Source organism: Heyndrickxia vini, assembly GCF_016772275.1.
Taxonomy (GTDB): domain Bacteria; phylum Bacillota; class Bacilli; order Bacillales; family Bacillaceae_C; genus Heyndrickxia; species Heyndrickxia vini.
This window is the reverse complement of the sequence record NZ_CP065425.1, coordinates 3172421-3193468: the sequence shown is the minus strand read 5'-3', so window position 1 is coordinate 3193468 and position 21048 is coordinate 3172421. Positions and strand designations below refer to the sequence as shown.

The window sequence follows — 21048 nt, the reverse complement described above, 5'->3', positions numbered from 1 at the left end:
TTTGAAGGAATAATTTTAAATTAATCCTTGAAAAATTTTAAAAAACATATATAATAATATATGTCCATAAGGTTTGGTGGCTAAAGCGAGAAGGTCACACCCGTTCCCATCCCGAACACGGAAGTTAAGCTTCTCAGCGCCGATGGTAGTTGGGGGCTCTCCCCCTGCAAGAGTAGGACGTCGCCAAGCTTGTAATATTCCGCAGTAGCTCAGTGGTAGAGCTATCGGCTGTTAACCGATCGGTCGTAGGTTCGAATCCTACCTGCGGAGCCATTAGGAGAGCTGTCCGAGTGGCCGAAGGAGCACGATTGGAAATCGTGTAGACGGTTAACGCTGTCTCAAGGGTTCAAATCCCTTGCTCTCCGCCATTTAAACTGTGGCCCGTTGGTCAAGCGGTTAAGACACCGCCCTTTCACGGCGGTAACACGGGTTCGAATCCCGTACGGGTCACCATTTAATAAATTGTAAATTACATAATGGAGGATTAGCTCAGCTGGGAGAGCACCTGCCTTACAAGCAGGGGGTCGGCGGTTCGATCCCGTCATCCTCCACCATATTATTATCGCGGGGTGGAGCAACGAGCGTTACTTCATCGAATAATCTGCGAGTTGTACCGATTGAGCAACATCTTGAATAAGCTTACTGAAATCGGGACAGTCGAATATGCAAAGTGCGATAATAAATCTTTATATTAACATTACCGCGGGGTGGAGCAGTCTGGTAGCTCGTCGGGCTCATAACCCGAAGGTCGCAGGTTCAAATCCTGCCTCCGCAATTGATTTGAAAATAAAATGGTCCGGTAGTTCAGCTGGTTAGAATGCCTGCCTGTCACGCAGGAGGTCGCGGGTTCGAGTCCCGTCCGGACCGCCATTTTTATAAAATACATATGTGGCTCGGTAGCTCAGTCGGTAGAGCAATGGACTGAAAATCCATGTGTCGGCGGTTCGATTCCGTCCCGAGCCACCATTTATAATAATATTAAGCCGGCCTAGCTCAATTGGTAGAGCAACTGACTTGTAATCAGTAGGTTGGGGGTTCAAGTCCTCTGGCCGGCACCATTCATTACTTATTGTAATGAGATGGAGGGGTAGCGAAGTGGCTAAACGCGGCGGACTGTAAATCCGCTCCTTCGGGTTCGGCGGTTCGAATCCGTCCCCCTCCACCATTAGAATAGGGGCATAGTTTAAAGGTAGAACTAAGGTCTCCAAAACCTTCAGTGTGGGTTCGATTCCTACTGCCCCTGCCATGGCGGTTGTGGCGAAGTGGTTAACGCATCGGATTGTGGTTCCGACATTCGTGGGTTCGATTCCCATCAGCCGCCCCATTTATGAACAAATAAATATTTACAACATATACTATTATTGGGCTATAGCCAAGTGGTAAGGCAACGGACTTTGACTCCGTCACTCGTTGGTTCGAATCCAGCTAGCCCAGTTTGCGGAAGTAGTTCAGTGGTAGAACACCACCTTGCCAAGGTGGGGGTCGCGGGTTCGAATCCCGTCTTCCGCTCCAACAATGGCGGCATAGCCAAGTGGTAAGGCAGAGGTCTGCAAAACCTTTACCACCGGTTCGAATCCGGTTGCCGCCTCCATAATATGCCGGTGTGGCGGAATTGGCAGACGCGCACGACTCAAAATCGTGTTCCTTCGGGAGTGTCGGTTCGACCCCGACCACCGGTATCATAGCACTGCTTGCCAATGTAGTGAAATCAACGTTTCTTACTCTATGTAAGGAACGTTTTTTATTTATCTCAAATACGATTCTTTGAAAATTATTGTGTACATAAAATCGTGAGCGTACCTGTCATTAAACAAGGAGGAATTTAAAAATGGCAAGGCATACAAAAGAATTATCTATTGAGGAGTATCAATCATTAACAGTCCAAAAAGCGTAAAGGAAATTGATTTCAAAACTGCTCTTTCTTTATTTGTTGATGATTGTCAAATCAGAAATCTAAGCCTCAAACAATCCAATATTATAGAAATGAATTATCTGTTTTCTTTAAAATCCTAAGAGAACAGGAAATTACCCCCTCACTAGACACTATTTCTAAAGAGCATATAAAGCGATAAAGCGAAATGTCATTCTCTATATGAATGAGAAGGGATTGCAAACAGTAACAATGGACACACGTTTAAGAGCAATTAGAGCATTTTTAAATTTCCTGCATCGTGAACGGCATCTTAAAGAAATTTAGTTAATTGACATTAAACTGCTTAAAGACCGTAAAAAATGGATAAAAATGTAAAATAACATTGACTGTTTCGGCAGTCCTATTTTAGTTCAATAAGATATACATAAAAAAACTAGCTTTTTGGTCTAGGTTTAGCGTCATCCACAGTTTTCTACACAGCAGAGAATCATAACAATTTTAAAAATCTATTCCTCCAGTCCTCTGCAAGGGCATCAACTGCCAATATCTTTTCAATTGATGCTTTATCCTGTTTTTGGTGAAAAAGAATTTGAGTAGCAAAAGAAACGGATATTTCTTTTGAGTGTTTTTCCAAAAGAGTTATTTCCGAATCGAACTTAATAGTTCCCTCTTCCAATACCCGAAAAAAGTAACCAGTTAGAGTCGTTTCAATCACTTTCTTTAAAAGTTGTTTTTCCTCGTTATAATTGGAGATAGTTACACAAGGTACCCTCCCTTGTGTTATTTGAAGAATAGTATCCCCTATTTTATATATGTCACCAATACAAACCTGTTCTTCCGTCATACCTGTTGCAGTAATATTTTCCCCAAAAGCAGGTAGAATAAGCTTTTTTTGAAATACTTCTTCCCAATAAGAGTAATGCTCGAATGGATAGAAACATACTACACGGTCTGATCCCCCGTGAAATTTGTGATTTGCAACATCATCACCAACAATGATAGATTTTTCTACTTTAAAGGATTTTACAGCCGATTTCCCTATTCCAGAAAACCCTATTTTATTATTCCAATTGTATTCCTTCGGTTTTCCAACAGCTAAATTAATAATTTTTCGATTCAATTTGAATTTACCTCACTTCAACAGAACTCCAAAATCCGCTAATATAAATTGTATTATACTAGTGTCACTTGAAAAGGTACAATTATTAAAAAAACATTGGGGTTAGGAAAAGATTAATATACTTTAAAGAATGTGCAGGAATGATCTTAAACTATAGGGTACTTTAATTAAATAAACAACTTTTCTAGAGCATACGGTTTTTTTTTGTTGGTTAAAAGGCCAAATGGATTAGAAAATGTAAGTATAGACCATGACCTAAATAAAACAAATTCATTGCTCTATATCTATTAAAACCCGCCCTATTTATATGCTTATAATCATCTATTTCTAAATTAAAATGTACGTAAACAATTACTAATATTAAGTCAAGACATGGCCTGTACAATTGGAGTAATTGTTTGTATATACTATTACTTTTTGATGTTCGAACATTTATAATAGTAGGTATTATGAGCTATTTTGACGAATAGTAAATAGGGTGTCACTAAGTGATTTTAGCGATAAAATGAGATTAGCTATTACAAAGCGATAAGCATTTTAAAAATTACTCAAATTATCTCAATCTAGCTACATGAAAAGTAGATTCGAAAAAATTTATTAAATGAGGTACATAAGATGATTAACTTCCAAGACAAAGTAAGCTTCATTTGGTCAATCGCAGAGATTTTACGTGGACCATATAAACCAGAAGACTACGGTAAAATCGTTTTACCATTAGCAGTATTACGTCGTTTTGACTGTGTATTAGAGAGCACAAAAGAGGAAGTATTAGCAAAGGCAGAGCAGTTTGCTTCAATGAAAGAAGATGCTCGTGAACCGATTTTAAATCGTGTGTCAAAGCAAAACTTCCACAACACAAGTAAATATGATTTCAAAAAGCTATTAACAGATTCAGATAACATTGCTGATAACTTACGAGACTATATAAATGGTTTCTCAAAAGTGGCTCGTGATATTATGGATCACTTCGACTTTGACCGCCAAATTGATAAGCTCGATCAAAATAATTTGTTATATTTAACAATTAAACGCTTTAGTGAGATCGATTTACATCCAGAAACAGTGTCAAACATTGAGATGGGCTATATATTTGAAGAATTAATCCGTCGTTTCAATGAACATGCAGAAGCAGGGGATCACTACACACCACGTGAGGTAATTCGCCTAATGACGCATTTATTATTCTTACATGACGATGTAAGCATTTTAAAGAAGCCGGGTTTAACGCAAACATTGTATGACTGTGCAGCCGGTACAGGTGGTATGGGTTCTGTAGCACAAGACTATTTACTAAGTCAAAATCCAACAGCACACTTAGAGTTCTTCGGTCAAGAAATTAACCCAGAATCATATGCGATTTGTAAAGCGGACTTGCTGATTAAGGGGGAAGACGCACGTAACATTCGGTTAGGGAATACGTTATCAAACGACCAATTCCCGCGTGATAAATTCGATTACTTAATTTCAAATCCGCCATACGGCGTGGACTGGAAAGCGTATGAGAAGCCAATTAAAGAAGAACATGAGAAACAAGGTTTTAAAGGTCGATTTGGTCCGGGAACACCAAGAACGAGTGATGGACAGCTACTATTTTTAATGCACTTACTCTCAAAAATGAAGCCTGTCACTGCAGAAAATCCACAAGGCTCTCGTTTAGCCATCATTATGAATGGTTCGCCGTTATTTACAGGTGATGCAGGTTCTGGTGAAAGTGATATTCGTAAGTATGTGCTTGAAAACGACTTAGTAGAAGGCATCGTGGCACTGCCGAACGACCTTTTCTACAACACAGGTATTGCAACGTACATTTGGATTCTAACGAATAATAAAGCACCACTTCACAAAGGGAAAGTACGTTTAGTCAATGCCGTAGATTTCTCGAAAAAAATGAAGAAGTCGATGGGTAGTAAGCGTAACGAAATTACAGAAGAGCAAATTAATGAGATTGTTCGTTTATACGGTGATGCACAGCCAAATGAGTACGTGAAGATCTTTGATAATAAGGACTTCGGCTACGCAAAAATTACAGTCGAACGTCCATTACGCTTAAACTTCCAAGTAAATGAAGAGCGTCTTGCTCGTGTTGCAGAGGAAAAAGGTTTTGCAAACTTAGCAAAATCGAAGAAAAAAGGCGATGCAGGGCACTTTGAAATTGAAGAAGGTAAGAAGCTACAGTCGCAAATTTTATATGTTTTACGCACTTTAGAAAATGACAAAGTATATAAAAATCGTGACGAGTTCACGAAAGTAGTAAAAGATGCATTGAAAGAAGCGGGCATTTCGGTTGGTGCACCTATATTAAAAGCGATATTAGCTGGTCTATCTGAAAAAGATGAAACAGCTGACGTATGTATGAAAAATAAAACAGACATCGAGCCAGATACAGACTTACGTGATACAGAAAACGTACCGTTAAAAGAAAACATTCATGATTACTTTGCACGTGAAGTATTACCACATGTTCCAGATGCATGGATTGATGAATCAAAAACAAAAATCGGCTACGAAATTCCATTCACGCGCCATTTCTACAAATACACAGCATTACGTAGTTCAGCAGAAATTATGAATGAGATTCGTGCGTTAGAAGCAGAGATTCAAAAGCAGTTGAAGAAGGTGATGGGATGAGTAATAAGCTATGGCCAAAGAAAAAAATATCATGGCTATTCGATGTAATAGGTAGTGGTACTACACCTTCAGCATCAAATGAAATGTATTATAACTCTCCAGATATGGCTTGGTTAAATACAGGTGATTTAACAGATAGTTATATAGAAAAAACATCTAAATACGTATCTCAACAAGCATTAGATGAAATTTCAGCCTTAACTGTTTTTCCTAAAGATTCTTTAGTTATGGCTATGTATGGGGCAACCATTGGTAAACTAGGTATAACTAAATATGAAACAACTACTAATCAAGCATGTTGTGTGTTATCAAAACCTAGAGAAGTTATTACTAAATTTATTTTTTATTGGTTAATGGGACATCGTGCAGAAATTATTAATCTTTCTCAAGGTGGAGGACAGCCGAATATTAGTCAAGGCATTATTCGAGATATCAGAATAGCTGTACCACCCGTAGAACTGCAAAATAAAATAGTAACTTTTATTGATAAGAAATTTGAAGAAACTAATCAATTAATTAATAAAAAAGAAAAGATGATAAAGCTTTTAGAACTACACCGCCAATCAATCATCACAGAAGCTGTTACAAAAGGTTTAAATCCGAATGTGAAAATGAAAGATTCAGGTGTTGAGTGGATTGGTAAGATTCCAGAGCATTGGGAGATTAGCAAAATTAAATATCAAACTGATATTAACAAAAATACATTAGCTGAAAATACAGATTCATCATATGAAATGCAATACATTGATATTGGGAGTGTTAATTCAAAAGGGGAATTGTCCACTCTTGACAAATATCGATTTTCGGATGCCCCTAGTCGTGCCAGAAGAAAAGTGAAAAAGGGCGATACAATTGTATCAACTGTTAGAACATATTTAAAAGCAATTGCTACTATTGAAAGTGAAGATGAAAATTTAGTATGCTCAACAGGTTTTGCTGTATTAACAGCAAGAAAAGCAGTTAGAGAAAAATATTTATCTTACTTATTTAAATCTACTATCTATGTTGATGAGATTGTGAGCAGATCTACAGGTGTAAGTTACCCTGCAATTAATGCATCTGAAATAGGAAACTTAGAATGTTTATTACCTACTCTAGATGAACAAAAGGCGATAGAAATTTATATTGATAAACGCTTGCTTGAGATAGATAATTTAGTAAAAAACATAATTAAGCAAATCAAAAAACTAAAAGAATACCGCCAATCCCTTATCTACGAAGCAGTAACAGGTAAAATCGATGTACGAGATATGGAACTTGAAAAAGTGAGGTGAGTTGCAAATGGCAGTGGATACTTCAGAAAAAGGTTTTGAAACAAATATTGAAATATCATTAATTGCGAATGGTTATAAAAAGCGTGTGCTTGAAGGAGAGGCGAGTGCTTCTTTCAAACAACATGCAATCGACGTAGAGGAGTTATTTGCTTTTTTAGAGGATACGCAGGAAAAACGTATGCGTACGTTAGAGAAATCGTATGGTCCTTCTTATAAAGAAGAAGTATTGAAACGTATTAAAGACCAGCTGCATAAACGAGGCTTGGTTGAATGTTTACGTAAAGGGATTAAAGACCGTGGTGTGACATTACAGCTTGCGTACAATAAGCCACCAACGGATATGAATAAAACATTAAATGAGCAGTATGGTAAAAACCGCTTTAACGTCGCTCGTCAAGTGTACTACAGTGATAAGCATAACAATAGCTTAGATATGGTGCTATTTTTAAACGGTTTGCCGCTTGTTGTGATGGAACTGAAAAATCCATTAACAAATCAAACAGTTGAACATGCGATGAAGCAATTAAAGACGGACCGTGATCCACGAGAGCAGCTGTTCAAGTTTAATGAGCGTGTTGCAGTTTATTTTGCAGTTGACCCAGATGAAGTATTTATGACAACAAAGCTTGATAAAGATAAAACCTACTTCCTACCTTTTAACAAAGGCAATAATGGTGGGAAAGGTAATCCGTTAACTTACGGTGACAATTATCGTACGCATTATTTATGGGAAGAAATTTTAGCCCCAGATAGCTTGCTCGACATTTTATACCGCTTCATCTTTATTAAGAAAGACGACATTAAAGATTCAAACGGTGAAACAATTGGTGAGCGTCAAATGCTTATTTTCCCCCGTTTCCATCAGTTAGATGTTGTACGAAAGTTAGAAGCAGATGTTGCACAAAAACTTGTCGGTCATAATTATTTAATTCAGCACTCTGCGGGATCGGGTAAGACGAACTCGATTTCATGGCTTGCACACCGTTTAGCGAAACTACATAACGAGGACAATGAATCAATTTTTAGTAGTGTAATCGTAATTACTGATCGTCGAGTGTTAGATAAGCAATTGCAAGATGCGGTGTATCAGCTGGAGCATAAAGCAGGAATGGTAGAGCCGATTGATAAAGATTCAGAGCAATTAGCACGTGCCATTAATAATGAGACTCGTATTATTATTACGACACTTCAAAAGTTCCCGTTCATTTTAGAAAAAGTAGCGGGCTTAGAGCGTAAAAAGTATGCGGTCATTATTGATGAGGCGCACTCATCCCAAGGTGGTAAAGCTTCAACTGCATTAACGAATGTGTTATCGGATAAAACGTTAGAAGCAGCTTATGAAGAAGACCGTATTGCGGAAGAAAATTTAGATGATGTGGATGAAAAAATCGTTGAAGCAATCATGAAAAGTGGTAAGCAAGATAACGTATCGTTCTTTGCTTTTACGGCGACACCAAAGCCGAAGACATTAGAGAAATTCGGTACGATTGGCATAGATGGTAAGCCTGCTGCATTCCATCAATACACAATGCGACAAGCAATTGAAGAAGGTTTTATTTTAGATGTACTTGAAAATTATACGACCTATAAAACGTTCTGGAAAATTGCAAAGACAGTTGACGATGATCCAGAGGTATCAAAAAAACAAGCTACGAAAAAGCTCGCACAATACGTGTCACTTCATCCACATAGCATCGCACAAAAAACAGAAATTATTATCGAGCATTATCGCAATTTCGTACAGCGCAAAATTGGCGGTCGTGCAAAGGCAATGGTTGTAACAGCAAGCCGTTTACACGCAGTACGTTACAAAATGGCTTTCGATAAGTATATTAATGAAATGGGGTACGATGATTTAAAAACAGTAGTTGCTTTTTCAGGTACAGTGAAAGATGGCGAGATTAATTATACCGAGCCAGAAATGAATCAGTTCTCTGAAAAAGAGTTGCCTGAAAAATTTAACTCTGATGAATACAAAGTGTTACTTGTAGCAGAGAAATATCAAACTGGATTTGATGAACCATTATTGCACACAATGTATGTAGACAAGCCATTAAGCGGTATTAAGGCGGTGCAAACGCTATCTCGTTTAAATCGTACATGCCCTGGAAAAGACGATACATTTGTTTTGGATTTTGTAAATGATCCAGAAGACATAAAAGCGTCTTTCCAGCCTTATTATGAATCTACAAGTCTATCAGAGATTTCTGATCCGAATATCCTTTATGATATGCAAGCTGAGCTAGAGCCATATCAGGTATTTACTGAAGATGAGGTGCAAAAGGTAAATAAGCTTGAAGTAACGGGTGGTGTGAAGAAGTCTACGAAGGCTCAAACTGAGTTAAATGCGGTTCTCGATAAAGGAGTGGAGCGTTTTAAAAAGCTTTCGGGAGAAGAACAATTCGCATTTAAACAAGTGGCTACGAAATTTACACGTACGTATGGCTTTGTACTGCAAGTTGTAACATTTATCGATTTAGATCTACACAAGCAATATATTTACCTGACGTACTTGTTACGTAAATTGCCACGTGATCGAGGAGATAAGGATGTTTACTTGGCGGATGATGTAGCACTTGAATACTACCGCAATCAAAAAGTATTCGAAGGTAGCATTGAGCTTGAGAAAATGGGTGGTGTAGAACTCGATCCACAGAAACACGGAGCTGGTGGTGCACCTGAAGATGAAAAAGTACGATTATCGAGTATTTTAGAGAAGTTAAATGAGCGATTTGGCACGCAATTCACAGAAACAGATTTGCTTTCTCGTGAGCAAGTAAAAGAAGACATGTTAAATGATGAAGACATTCGCCAAAAAGCAAAAAACAACACAAAAGAAAATTTTAAATTTGCCTTTGAAAAATCCTTTATGGACTTCGTTATTGACCGCATGAGTAGCAATCAGGAGTTCTTTATGAAGATACTGGAGAATGATGAATTTAAAACTGTGATTATGGAAGATATGATGGATGAGGTTTATGGTGTGGTGAATAGTTAGTTTTTGAGTTTGGATGGGGTTAAGAATTTGATCTTTTAAAGGCCACTGAAGACAAAATGTATTTAGCCAACGAAGATGCTTTTCTATATTTTGACGGTAGCACAATTGTATTAACAGAGAGAATTTCAGATTATATGGGCTATGAAAAGATAATGAAGAAATTAAAAGATTTCCTAATTAAATACTATGAAAAATGTTTCAGTGGTATGTTTCTTTATCAAAGGATAGGATTAAATATCCGTACCATTTTTTATTGTTATTTTTGCCGGTGTTAAATTACCCCGATTTTCTAGAAGGTTTATGGTAAAATATGTAATGAAAAAGAGTAACTAAAAACAGGCTATTATCATTTCTTTTAAGAAACTGCTCTTTTAATGAAATGAATTTTTTCTTAATGATTCTAATGAACAAATTCGAATGGTTATCTAATACTTCAAACAATTATTTTAAAGGAAATTTTTATGCAATTATTGAAACTTCTAGGGATTTACAGAAGGTTATTCAAAAATATTATCTGGAATGTTGGGTGGTAAGAAAATGGTTTATAAAGCTTTAATTATAGCTGTGGATCAGTATAACAGTGCAAGTGGTCTCCCAAATACAGTAAATGATGCTTTAGAAATAAAGCGTCTTCTTTTAGAGTCTCCTTCCTTTTTTAAGGAACAAGATGTCCAAGTTTTCCAAGGTTCTATCTCAAGAAGAAATATTTTACTTCCTGCTCTAAAACTATTCTTTGAAGGTGCAGCTGATACGGATGTATTATTTCTTTTTTGGGCGGGTCATGGTGCATTTATAAATAATGAAGGTTATTTTGTTCCATTCGATGGAGATATCTATTCCCCTGGTATTACCATGATAAAAATGTCCGAAGTAAGAGATTTGATTGATCAGACAATTGCTAAAACAGTTTTATCATTCTTTGATACATGCCATAGCGGAGCGATTACGCGAAGTATTCAACAGGAATTGCATCGAGGATTGGAAGTCAAAGGATCAGGAAAGGTACTAATTGCTGCCTGTTCTGCCAATCAATATGCTTGGGATCGAGCAGGTCATGGTGCGTTTACAGACTATTTAATTAGAGGTTTGGAAGGAGAAGCCGCTAATAGAGATGGAGACATAGATGTATATAATCTTTATTCATATGTTAGCAAAAGTTTAAATGAGGAATTTGGAGATCAGAGTCCTGTAATAAAAAGTACTCTAAATGGAGAGCCGTTGTTGTTAAAAAGAACAACAAATAGAAGTGAATTTACTTCAATAACAAAATTCGCAAATCATCGACAGGTAAACTCTTCCGGATTAAGTTTTTGGCTAGGCACAATTATAACCGATTATGATGAGTTTCATAGCAAAAATAAAGGCGAATATCAATTAACACTAATTAATCCAGATCCTAAAATTGAACAAGCTTTAAAAAACATGAGAGAAAAAGAGACATATCCTTTTGCGATAAGAGATGAGGCAGATATTGTATCGGTTGAAAATATTGACATCAGATCTACTAGAGAAGGAACATACATTGTCATAAACCTAAAGGGAAAAGGAGAAGGTAATAGTTCTATCTTTTCTGAAATGTCAATCGGTGGAGGAATGGGTAAAACACTGACTCCTGATGAGATAGCAATGTTGCGTATTAGACGCATACTATTCGGTGAAAAGGTTATACCATCTGGTTATGGAGACTCTTTAGTGGAATCAATGATTAGTCATCCTACAAATGCAAAAATCCAAGTGATACCAAATATAATTTCGAGCTTAGCTAGCCAAAGATACACGCCTGAGAAAATAAGAGTTATGATTGTGGGATCTCTTATTTTAACTGGTACAATTGAAAAAATTGAAACTCTTTCACTTACATTGGATAACGATGTAATTACTAAACTTCACCTAGTAGGATATCGTCCAAAATATTATTCAAATGTCGATCCCAAGAAAATTGAAGTTAATGAAGAAATAAATATTTCAATTTGTTAATTTTATATAGTATTTTAATAATTGTTTCAGCTCATATCTGTTAACAGTTTGCTAACGCAATCCGATTTTGCACTAAAAGTTAATCTTCGTTTAACGACAATCGGGTCTAGCTTATTCTTATTTTAACAGTCGAATTTTCAAAATGTGTTTAATATCTAAGGAAATCAATCAAAGCAGGGCGAAATTTAATCATATACGGTTAAATTTCGTCCTGTTACGTTTTGACAATAATATAATAATTTATTTATTATGTGATTTGGACATAATAACAACATAGATTAATAGAAACAGGAAAAATAAAGCTTGAATTATTTTTGTTATAAAATGTATTTCGGGATTGAAATTAAAATCAAAAAGAATATTAGCAATTACATAGATCCCTGTTATGACTATCAATATTTTTAAAAGAATTTTCACTGAATATCACCACTTCATTAATTATTATAACAATAACGTTACCAATGCTCTTGCAGGTATTCCAGCTAACTAACTAGGTACTCCTATATGTTTTAGCTGAGTTGTTAAAGCGTTCGTTATATTAGCCTCAAAGTCTATCATAATGTTAAGGGTTATCATAACGGTTATCTATGTACAGGTCACGGCGTTGTATTAAAAGGAGATATAAATAAATTTATTTCAGATTTGCTTTAATTTATTCCGAAGTAGATATGTAGCCCTGACTAGATAAACCGTATTCCAAACGCTAATAGCATTTATGAGGATATTTAAAGCATTTGCACGCTGCAACTGATCCTGCAAAACACGTTTCCTCAATTCTCCATGCTTCCCGAAGAAAATGGCCCGTGACAAAGCATTCATTGCTTCACCTTTATTTAAACTCCGTTGAATCCTCCGACGGATTGATTCACTTGAAAATTTGGATATTTATGTTAAAGTACAGATGTGATTGTGAAGGAGCGAACTTAAACTGGCAGGTTACTTTTTATAAGAGATATAAAATAATTACCGTTTCTTTAGAGAAAATCGAAGAAGAGACGATCCATAAACATATCTAAAATAATGACCTAAACGAGGAAGAAAATTAAAGTGATGAAAGATTGAAAATATTTGAATGTAGTGTTATAGTTTTCCTTGAATAAGACTAAGGAGGGGTACCATAATGAAAAAAAGATCATTGAATTCTTTATCTAAAGGTGTGGGGTACTCAACTGCCGTTTTTTTCATGTTCGCTAATCATGGGAGAAGTCTGTCTAATTTCAGAAATAACGACTTAAATCCTTTGATTAGAATCTCTAATTAAAGTAGTGGGATAAAAACCACAGGTCGTTTCCTGTGGGGATTAATAAAACATGTTAAACCACAGGGATTTTCCTGTGGTTTTTTTATTTTCAGTGGGAGGAAAGATCATGGAGAAAAAGCAAGAGATATTTATTAGGCAATTGGAATTATCGGATGGGGAGGATTTGCTTAAGTTAGAGGTTGAAAATAGAGATTTTTTCCAACTCTATGGACCACTAAAAGATGAAAAGTTTTATACACTTGATGGGCAAGTTGAGCGAATTAAAAATTGGGTTTTACTAGCAGAGCAGGACTCAGGTTATGCTTTTGGGATATTTCTTACAGACAGCAAGCAATTGATTGGAAATGTAACACTATCTGAGGTTGCAAGAGGTAACTATCAGAGTTGTTGGATTGGGTATTACTTAGACCGTAAACATAATGGGAAGGGATACATGACAAAGGCCGTCAAATTAGCTGTAGACTATGGATTTAATAAATTAAAGTTACATCGAATTGAAGCTGGAGTTATGCCTCATAATATACCTTCCATCAAGGTGCTGGAAAAAGCAGGGTTTCATAAGGAAGGAATAGCAATTGAAAATGTCAAGATTAATGGAAGGTGGGAGAATCATCAAATATTAGCGATTGTTAATAATGAAGAGTACAAATCGAAAGTAATTAGAAAAAACCCTTAAGGTATATTGCTTTGCCAATGGGAGAATACACACACCTAACGATTGTGCCGAGTGAAGCGGAATTAATCGTTTCTTCGGGCCAAGTAGGAATAGATATAGAAGGGTATTTTCCCGATTCAGTTGAAAAACAATTTCAGATTGCATTGTAAGTTTTTAAAACAAACAATGCATTTTTATTATTAAAATTTTTTGAAGGTAGATATAAGTTTTTGTGTCTACAAAACAATCCTAACATCAATTACTGGTTTGACATAAGGTACGATGATATAATTTTTAAAAGAATATAAGTATGATTGGAGGGAGGTAAATTTATGGAACCACTGCAGCATGATAGTTTGATTCCACTTTATCACCAATTAATGGAAAGGCTAAAGGAGTCTATTGAAAAGAGGTATTGGACACCTGGTGATAAAATTCCATCGGAAAATCAATTGATGGACCAATTCGGTGTAAGTCGCAATACGGCTAAAAAGGCAATTGAGGAGCTTGTTCAGGAAGGAATCCTTTACCGGATCCAAGGAAAAGGAACATTTGTCGCAAAACCAAAATTTCAGCAGTCATTGATGGGGTTTTATAGCTTTAGCAAAGTATTAAAAGAAAAAGGATTAAATCCTAAGGATATCATTCTGAAACTAGAAGAAGTAAAACCGACTGCAAAAGTCCGGGAAGCGTTACAGCTTGGAGAAGACGAGGATGTTATTGAAATGAAACGCCTTCGTTGTGCAAATGATGAGCCGTATATTTTGGAATCGTCTTTTATTCCGAAAAATGTGGTTTCGGATATGGAGAAGCTTAAAAAAGTTGGTGAAATATCATTATATGATTTATTCGCACAGGAATTTAATATCATAGTAACTAGAGCAAAGGAGGCATTTGAACCGGTCCTCATTCGGCCGGAAGAAAGTGAATACCTTCAAACGGAAAATGGCCGTCCAGCACTATTACTTGAGCGAACAGCCTATGATACTAATGGAGTAATTGTTGAATTTTGTATCTCCATTGTACGAGGCGATCGCTGCCGCTTTTACACAGAATTAACATAACGATTGAATCACTCATAGCATTGTGTCTATGAGTTTTTATTAAAATTCACCCAATACCATTAACCTGTTTTAATAACTTCTTTTAGAGCCACTGTTGATTGAACCTTATTTACGAACATATTTATGATTCAACAGCAGATTTCGGATCCGGTAGAGGGTAACGTAAATAGTCTAAACTCGTTGGTTAATGAGATTTTAATTTAAGTTGATGGGTTGACAGGTTGACGAGTGAAGATGTATATTTTAATTATTAAAATTTTCAGGTAAGGGTGATAAATAAAACATCTCTTATAAGTCACTATCAAAATCAAAAAAGATATTTTCGAAATTGGATATAAATTTGTTATCCTATTAATGAAAGTATTTAAATAAGAGGTGGTTTATTAGTGGCAAGATTAAAGGATATTGCGGAATATGTAGGCGTGTCAATTTCAACTGTTTCGCGAGTTATTCAAAATGATCAAACAAGAAATGTGAACCCGGAAACAAAAACGAAAATTTGGGAGGCTGTTAAGGAATTAGGGTATATCCCCAATCAGCATGCTCGAAATTTAGTTACCAACAAACTAACAAAGAATAAAACAAGAACAATGAAAATTGGCTGGGTTGCCAATCCAAAACAGGTAGAAACGAACCCTTACTTTGTAAATATTTATTCAGGTATTCACGACACATTAACAGCTAATGATTATACCCTAATCAGTATTACCAAGGATGAACTTGAAAACGAGACGCTGCTGCTTAAAGCAATTCATGAATTAGGGATTGAAGGACTTCTGCTGATTGACAGGATTGATGACAGCCTAATTGAATACATACAGCAAACCATCCCGGTGGTTGGACTAGACTTTTTCTATACAGATAAGAATATCGCTGTCATTGATTACAACCGCGAGGCTGCTATTAAAACGGTGGTTCAGCATTTAATTAGTCAAGGACATCGGGAGATCGGGTTTATTGGCGGTGGGCTAAATGAAAGCTTTGAAGATTTGCATGCTGAATATCGGTTTAAAGGGTACCAATCTGCTATGGAAGAAGCGGGACTAGCTATCCGGCCAGATTGGGTCATCAATACGAAGTGGAAAATGGAAAATAGCTACGAAGAAATGAGTCGGCTCATAAAAAGAGACCGAGCCCATTTGCCAACAGCAATGGTTTGTGCCAGTGACTTGATGGCCATTGCTGCGATGAGAGCTGTGATTGAAAATAATCTTCGTATTCCGGAAGACATTGCCTTCTTTGGAGTGGACAATATTGAAATGGGGAAATATTCATCACCACCGCTTTCTACAGTGGAAATCCCTAAATACGAAATGGGAAAAATGGCAGCGAAAACGATGATGGAAATGGTAGAGGAGAAAATCAAGCTTCCCATCAAGCTTATTTTGCCATTTGAATTAGTACTTCGTGAATCATCAAATATAAAACGAACCTAACCGGTTCTTTTTTAAACAGCTGTTGGAAAACGTTTGGATAGTTTCAGGAAAACAATCCAAGAAAAATAAATGGAATGGATGAGAGGAGAAATTCACATGAAAAAAATGACAGCGCTTCTTATCGGTGCGGGTGACAGAGGAGCACGGGCATATGCGCCATATGCCTTAGCCTATCCGAATGAATTAGAAATTGTCGGAGTGGCAGAGCCAATTAACGAAAGAAGAACGAAATTACAACAAACACACAATATTGCAGCTGAGTATTGTTACGAGGCATGGGAAGATGTATTAAATCTCGACAAAAAGATTGCTGACATTGCGATTATTTGTACACTTGACCGTAATCATTTTAAACCAACGATGAGAGCTTTGGAGCTTGGCTATCATGTATTACTCGAAAAACCAATGTCCCCTGATCCGCTAGAGTGTATTGCGATGGAACAGGCGGCAAAAAAATATAATCGTCAGCTGACAATCGGACATGTACTAAGGTATACCGACTTTTGGTCTACCATTCAAAAGGTGATTGCCAAAGGGGAAATTGGCGAGGTTGTATCGCTGCAGTTAAATGAAAATGTAGAAGTGATGCATATGTCCCACAGTTTTGTCCGTGGTAACTGGAATAATAAAGAGATGTCGAGTCCGATGATCCTACAGAAATCTTGTCATGATATGGATATTATTTCGTTTGTTATCGGCAAACAATGTAAGCGCATTAGTTCTTATGGTTCACTAATGCATTTTAAAGAAGAAAATGCTCCTGCCGGTGCACCGAAGCGCTGTTTAGATGGATGTCCTGCGGAATTAGAGTGCCCATTCCATTCGGGCAGGTATTATCTTGGTGAGGGAAAAGGCTGGGCCAAGAAGTTCACCGAAGACTATACAAATGAGGGTATCATCAAGGCGTTGCAGGAAACACCATATGGAAAATGCGTCTACCGTTCAGATAATAATGTCGTCGACCATCAGGTGGTCAACATGGAATTCGAAGACGGAGCAACCGCAACATTCAGCATGTGTGGTTTTACAAGGGAACAAACGCGGATCGTGCAAATTATGGGAACAAAAGGAGAAATCCGCGGGAACATGGAGGAAAATAGTATTTCCATTTTTGATTTCCTTACCAAGCAAGAAACTATCATAAAATTTGACAACCCTGTTGGCGGACATGGCGGCGGAGACAATGGAATCATGAGGACATTTCTCCGAGAAATTCAATTTGGTAATCAAGGTGAAAGTGTTTCCTCTACATCAGCTTCCGTAAGAAGCCACCTCATGGCATTTGCCGCTGAGGAATCAAGGTTAAACGAGGGTCAATCGATGAATATCGATGACTATTATCATATTTTGCTAGAAAATCTAAATGCTTAAGAGAAGGTTGTTCACACCAAGTTTCGGGGTGTTGTAATAATAATGTCAAATGTTAAGAACAAAGCTTATGAGGAAGTAATTCCAAGAAAACATTATCGTTGAGGGTGATCACGTTATCTGAAACATTTCAATGGTGTAAGACAATTTTTTTATCAACCCTAAAAATTTAAAAATGATTTACAAAGGAATCTACTAAACTTTAGATGAAGGAAGGGCAATGTGATGAAAAAATGGCTAATAATGCTTTTAACCGTAGTTCTAGGATTAGTGGGGCTTGCTGGGTGCAGTGGTAATAAAGCCTCAAGTGATGCAAAGGATGGAAAAGTCGAAATTACCTATGGTTTTTGGGATAAGAAGCAAGTCCCTGCCATTGATGAGATAATCAAATTATTTAACGAGAAATATCCAAACATTAAGGTGAAAAAAGAGATTACTCCTTATGGTCAATACTTCCAAAAGCTTGAAACAGCTGCAACGGGTGGTGCTTTGCCTGACGTTCTTTGGATGAATGGTGCTCACGTTGTCCAATATGCAGAAGGAAAAGTGATCCTTCCATTAAGTGATATGGCGAAAAAAGATATCTATAGCTTAGATAATTATCCGAAATCGCTAATCGATCTTTATACTGTCGATGGAAAAGTTTATGGGATACCAAAAGACTATGATACAACAGGATTATGGTACAACAAAAAAATCTTTGATGAGGCAGGTGTCCCGTATCCTGACGACACTTGGGACTGGAATAAGTTAAAAGAAGTAGCGAAACAGCTGACAAACAAAGATAAAGGTATCTGGGGCTATGCTGCAATGATGGGCAACCAAGGCGGATATTATGATTTCATTTGGCAAAATGGCGGCCATATTATTTCTGAGGATGGCAAGTCCGCTGGATTCGATCAGCCTGAAGCGATTGAGGCGCTTAAATACAATATTAGCTTCATTAAAGAAGGCTTGTCACCAACCCAAGCGCAAATGACAGAAACAGCTGCATCCGAGTTATTCTCTTCAGGAAAAGTAGCAATGATGTTCGATGGTCCTTGGATGGTTCCAGAATATAAGAAAAATCCTGATTTAGATGTTGCTGTTGTGCCAAAGGGGAAAAAACGCGCGGTAGCGATTCACGGGTTATCCAATGTGATTGCAGCTAATACGAAACATCAAGATGCTGCATGGAAGTTTGTTCAGTTCTTAGGCTCTAAAGAGGCTGCAGAGGTTTATGCGAAAACAGGAACAGTCATCCCGGCATTTAACGGTACACAAGATGCTTGGAAAAAAGCAGTTCCAAATTTAAATCTTCAAGCATTCATTGATGGTGCAGAATATTCTGTTCCACTTCCAAGTGTGAAAAACACAGGGGAAATTTGGCAATATGAAATAGATATTCTGAAAAAGGCTTGGAGCGAGGAAGTAAGTGTAGAAGATGCTGTAAAAGAATTAACGCAAAAAGTAAATGAGGCTCTATCTAAAAAGTAAAGAAAAGTGCAATTGTCTAGTCTATACCCGCTGGGCGTTGGAGCTGGACAATTCTAAAAAATGAAGAGAGGATGTATTTCTTCTCTTCAAATTCCTTAAAGGGAGCGAATGCCATGAAAGAAACTCCTCTACAGGCGGAAGTGAAAGCACCAAAAAAATTAAAGGTACCCAACTTAACAAAGACAAGGAAACGTTCCGATTATCTTTGGGCATATTTGATGATTGCACCTACCATGTTAGGATTGTTTATTTTTTACTTATGGCCGATCATTCAGACCTTTTACTATAGTTTTACCGAATGGGGCGCATTTGGGCAATACGAATGGTCAGGGCTAGATAATTATAAGCGGATGCTTGAGGATTCCAACCTTTTAAAATCGTTTAAGAATACAGGGATTTATATTATTTTTACTGTCCCAATAGGAATATTCTTATCCATTCTTGTAGCTGTTCTCTTGAACCAGAAAATAAAAGGGAAATCGGTTTATCGTACGTTATACTTTTTGCCTGTGATTACGATGCCGGCAGCCATCGCAATGGTTTGGAAATGGCTTTTTAATTCTGATTATGGACTACTAAACTATTTATTATCCTTAATTGGAATCAAGGGACCGCAGTGGGTAAGCGATCCGAAAATCGCCCTTTTTTCAATTATTGTAGTAGCCATTTGGAGCGGAATCGGCTATAACATGGTCATCTTCCTCTCAGGACTGCAAGGGATTCCAAAAATGTATTATGAAGCAGCGGAAATTGATGGGGCTGGCCCAATCAAGGTGTTCTTTAAAATTACACTGCCACTGCTATCTCCGGTTATTTTCTTTGTGTCGATCATGTCTCTCATCGGTGCATTCCAAGTGTTTGACTTGATTTTCATGATGATTGGAAAAGGAAGTACAGCGCTGGAAAATACGCAGTCAATCGTTTATTTATTCTATCAGCATGCCTTTGTATTAAACGATAAGGGATATGCTGCTGCCATTGCAGTTCTTTTGTTAATTGTTATCCTGATTATTACTGCGATTCAAATGGTTTTACAGAAAAAGTGGGTTCATTATGATTAAAGGAGGGAGAACCATTGGAAAGAGCAAGAAAGCTTGTGACAAGTAAGACATTCCTGATCCATTTCATCCTTATTATAGGATCGGTGGCAATGGTGGTTCCTTTTTTATGGATGATCCTGACCTCGTTAAAAACCTATGCGGAGTCAATCCAGGTTCCGCCTGTTATTATTCCAAAGGATTTCCAATGGGAGAACTACAAAGAGGTTTTTGGACTGCTGCCTTTTTTCAAATTTATGTTTAATACCATTATTATTACTGTTTTACGGACAGCCGGTCAGTTGTTCCTGTGTTCGTTAGCAGCCTATGCCTTTGCTCGGATTGAATTTCTAGGCAGGAATATTCTATTTATGTTAGCACTAGCAGTTTTAATGGTACCAGGGCAAGTGTTTTTATTGCCGCAATATATGATTATGGTAAAGCTTGGCTGGCTGAATACTTTACAAGCAGTGATAGTCCCGGGTATTTTTAGTGCATTCGGTACTTTCCTGTTACGACAATTCTTTATGGGGCTACCAAAGGAATTAGAAGAGGCGGCACGACTGGATGGCTGCAACCATTTTCAAATTTATTGGAGAATTATGCTACCGCTAGCAAAGCCTGGTCTAATTGCGTTAGGGATTTTCACCACGCTTTGGAGCTGGAATGAATTGATGTGGCCGATGATTGTGAATAGTTCTCCGGAATCGATGACACTTTCGGTTGGATTGTCATCACTCCAAGGTCAATTTTTAACTAACTATCCAATACTTATGGCTGGCTCCTTTTTAGCTATACTGCCAATGCTGATTTTATTTATGATCTTGCAAAAGCAATTTATTGAAGGTATTGCAGTAACAGGTGGTAAATAAATAGGAACT

At 37.2% G+C, this 21048-nt stretch carries 13 protein-coding genes, 15 tRNA genes, 1 rRNA gene and 1 pseudogene; 28 read left to right on the top strand and 2 right to left on the bottom strand.

The features are described 5' to 3' along the window. Window positions 1-72 precede the first annotated feature (72 nt). The 16 genes from rrf to I5776_RS15975 all read left to right on the top strand — a co-directional run bounded on the left by rrf (window position 73) and on the right by I5776_RS15975 (window position 1679). A 5S ribosomal RNA gene (rrf, locus tag I5776_RS16050) occupies window positions 73-189 on the top strand. A gap of 9 nt (window positions 190-198) precedes the next feature. Continuing rightward, window positions 199-273: transfer RNA gene (locus I5776_RS16045), tRNA-Asn, on the top strand. 3 nt (window positions 274-276) lie between these two features. Next, window positions 277-368: transfer RNA gene (locus I5776_RS16040), tRNA-Ser, on the top strand. Window positions 369-378: 10 nt separating this feature from the next. After that, window positions 379-453 (top strand) — tRNA-Glu (locus tag I5776_RS16035). A gap of 25 nt (window positions 454-478) precedes the next feature. Beyond that, window positions 479-554: transfer RNA gene (locus I5776_RS16030), tRNA-Val, on the top strand. Window positions 555-701: 147 nt separating this feature from the next. Continuing rightward, window positions 702-775 (top strand) — tRNA-Met (locus I5776_RS16025). Between the two features lie 18 nt (window positions 776-793). Beyond that, window positions 794-870: transfer RNA gene (locus I5776_RS16020), tRNA-Asp, on the top strand. A 20-nt stretch (window positions 871-890) separates the two neighbouring features. Continuing rightward, window positions 891-966 (top strand) — tRNA-Phe (locus tag I5776_RS16015). Between the two features lie 16 nt (window positions 967-982). Next, a tRNA-Thr gene (locus tag I5776_RS16010) sits at window positions 983-1058 on the top strand. A gap of 23 nt (window positions 1059-1081) precedes the next feature. Continuing rightward, window positions 1082-1165: transfer RNA gene (locus tag I5776_RS16005), tRNA-Tyr, on the top strand. Window positions 1166-1172: 7 nt separating this feature from the next. After that, window positions 1173-1246 (top strand) — tRNA-Trp (locus I5776_RS16000). 2 nt (window positions 1247-1248) lie between these two features. After that, a tRNA-His gene (locus tag I5776_RS15995) sits at window positions 1249-1324 on the top strand. Window positions 1325-1362: 38 nt separating this feature from the next. Beyond that, window positions 1363-1434 (top strand) — tRNA-Gln (locus tag I5776_RS15990). Window positions 1435-1437: 3 nt separating this feature from the next. Then, window positions 1438-1512, top strand: a tRNA-Gly gene (locus I5776_RS15985). A gap of 5 nt (window positions 1513-1517) precedes the next feature. Further along, window positions 1518-1591, top strand: a tRNA-Cys gene (locus I5776_RS15980). Window positions 1592-1597: 6 nt separating this feature from the next. Further along, a tRNA-Leu gene (locus I5776_RS15975) sits at window positions 1598-1679 on the top strand. Between the two features lie 681 nt (window positions 1680-2360). On the opposite strand, the gene I5776_RS15970 is transcribed toward I5776_RS15975, so the two are convergent. Further along, window positions 2361-2993 (bottom strand): MOSC domain-containing protein, encoded by a 633-nt coding sequence (locus I5776_RS15970; RefSeq protein ID WP_108073346.1) that lies wholly within the window; start codon window positions 2991-2993, stop codon window positions 2361-2363. A 615-nt stretch (window positions 2994-3608) separates the two neighbouring features. Here I5776_RS15970 and I5776_RS15965 point away from each other — a divergent pair. From I5776_RS15965 to I5776_RS15950, 4 genes are all read left to right on the top strand, one after another. Then, entirely contained in the window at window positions 3609-5621 is a 2013-nt protein-coding gene (locus I5776_RS15965; RefSeq protein ID WP_202777357.1) for a type I restriction-modification system subunit M, read from the top strand. Next, on the top strand, window positions 5618-6895 hold the full coding sequence (locus I5776_RS15960; protein ID WP_202777356.1) for a restriction endonuclease subunit S: 1278 nt from the start codon (window positions 5618-5620) through the stop codon (window positions 6893-6895). Before I5776_RS15965 ends, I5776_RS15960 begins: the two co-directional genes overlap by 4 nt. Window positions 6896-6902: 7 nt before the next feature. Continuing rightward, the gene (locus I5776_RS15955) at window positions 6903-9893 is read left to right on the top strand and encodes a type I restriction endonuclease subunit R (RefSeq protein ID WP_202777355.1); all 2991 of its coding nucleotides are present in this window, start codon (window positions 6903-6905) and stop codon (window positions 9891-9893) included. Between the two features lie 537 nt (window positions 9894-10430). After that, window positions 10431-11870, top strand: a complete 1440-nt coding sequence (locus tag I5776_RS15950; protein WP_202777354.1) for a caspase family protein — start codon at window positions 10431-10433, stop codon at window positions 11868-11870. Between the two features lie 651 nt (window positions 11871-12521). Here I5776_RS15950 and I5776_RS15945 read toward each other — a convergent pair. Beyond that, window positions 12522-12743 (bottom strand): annotated as a pseudogene (locus I5776_RS15945) (Tn3 family transposase); the annotation flags it as partial. Between the two features lie 494 nt (window positions 12744-13237). Here I5776_RS15945 and I5776_RS15940 point away from each other — a divergent pair. From I5776_RS15940 to I5776_RS15910, 8 genes are all read left to right on the top strand, one after another. Next, window positions 13238-13807 carry a GNAT family N-acetyltransferase gene (locus I5776_RS15940; RefSeq protein WP_202777353.1) on the top strand — a complete coding sequence of 190 codons (570 nt, stop codon included), beginning with the start codon at window positions 13238-13240 and terminating at the stop codon, window positions 13805-13807. 17 nt (window positions 13808-13824) lie between these two features. Then, window positions 13825-13956, top strand: a complete 132-nt coding sequence (locus I5776_RS21640; protein ID WP_281397250.1) for a hypothetical protein — start codon at window positions 13825-13827, stop codon at window positions 13954-13956. A gap of 162 nt (window positions 13957-14118) precedes the next feature. Beyond that, window positions 14119-14850, top strand: coding sequence for a GntR family transcriptional regulator (locus tag I5776_RS15935; RefSeq protein ID WP_202777352.1), 732 nt, complete (start codon window positions 14119-14121; stop codon window positions 14848-14850). Window positions 14851-15236: 386 nt separating this feature from the next. Next, complete coding sequence (locus I5776_RS15930) at window positions 15237-16286, top strand: LacI family DNA-binding transcriptional regulator (protein ID WP_202777351.1); 1050 nt, start codon at window positions 15237-15239, stop codon at window positions 16284-16286. 96 nt (window positions 16287-16382) lie between these two features. Then, window positions 16383-17657: a Gfo/Idh/MocA family protein gene (locus I5776_RS15925; protein WP_202777350.1), complete on the top strand. Its 1275-nt coding sequence runs from the start codon at window positions 16383-16385 to the stop codon at window positions 17655-17657. Window positions 17658-17879: 222 nt separating this feature from the next. After that, window positions 17880-19130, top strand: a complete 1251-nt coding sequence (locus I5776_RS15920) for an ABC transporter substrate-binding protein (RefSeq protein ID WP_202777349.1) — start codon at window positions 17880-17882, stop codon at window positions 19128-19130. Window positions 19131-19243: 113 nt separating this feature from the next. Next, complete coding sequence (locus I5776_RS15915) at window positions 19244-20191, top strand: carbohydrate ABC transporter permease (protein WP_202777348.1); 948 nt, start codon at window positions 19244-19246, stop codon at window positions 20189-20191. Between the two features lie 89 nt (window positions 20192-20280). Further along, entirely contained in the window at window positions 20281-21039 is a 759-nt protein-coding gene (locus I5776_RS15910) for a carbohydrate ABC transporter permease (protein WP_246484011.1), read from the top strand. The last annotated feature ends 9 nt before the right edge of the window (window positions 21040-21048 follow it).

Coding starts and splice junctions, on each gene's coding strand:
- I5776_RS15965 (WP_202777357.1), top strand. CDS start 3,609: ATGATTAACTTCCAAGACAAAGTAAGCTTCATTTGGTCAATCGCAGAG.
- I5776_RS15915 (WP_202777348.1), top strand. CDS start 19,244: ATGAAAGAAACTCCTCTACAGGCGGAAGTGAAAGCACCAAAAAAATTA.
- I5776_RS15935 (WP_202777352.1), top strand. CDS start 14,119: ATGGAACCACTGCAGCATGATAGTTTGATTCCACTTTATCACCAATTA.
- I5776_RS15940 (WP_202777353.1), top strand. CDS start 13,238: ATGGAGAAAAAGCAAGAGATATTTATTAGGCAATTGGAATTATCGGAT.
- I5776_RS15960 (WP_202777356.1), top strand. CDS start 5,618: ATGAGTAATAAGCTATGGCCAAAGAAAAAAATATCATGGCTATTCGAT.
- I5776_RS15950 (WP_202777354.1), top strand. CDS start 10,431: ATGGTTTATAAAGCTTTAATTATAGCTGTGGATCAGTATAACAGTGCA.
- I5776_RS15925 (WP_202777350.1), top strand. CDS start 16,383: ATGAAAAAAATGACAGCGCTTCTTATCGGTGCGGGTGACAGAGGAGCA.
- I5776_RS15920 (WP_202777349.1), top strand. CDS start 17,880: ATGAAAAAATGGCTAATAATGCTTTTAACCGTAGTTCTAGGATTAGTG.
- I5776_RS15910 (WP_246484011.1), top strand. CDS start 20,281: ATGGTGGTTCCTTTTTTATGGATGATCCTGACCTCGTTAAAAACCTAT.
- I5776_RS15955 (WP_202777355.1), top strand. CDS start 6,903: ATGGCAGTGGATACTTCAGAAAAAGGTTTTGAAACAAATATTGAAATA.
- I5776_RS21640 (WP_281397250.1), top strand. CDS start 13,825: ATGGGAGAATACACACACCTAACGATTGTGCCGAGTGAAGCGGAATTA.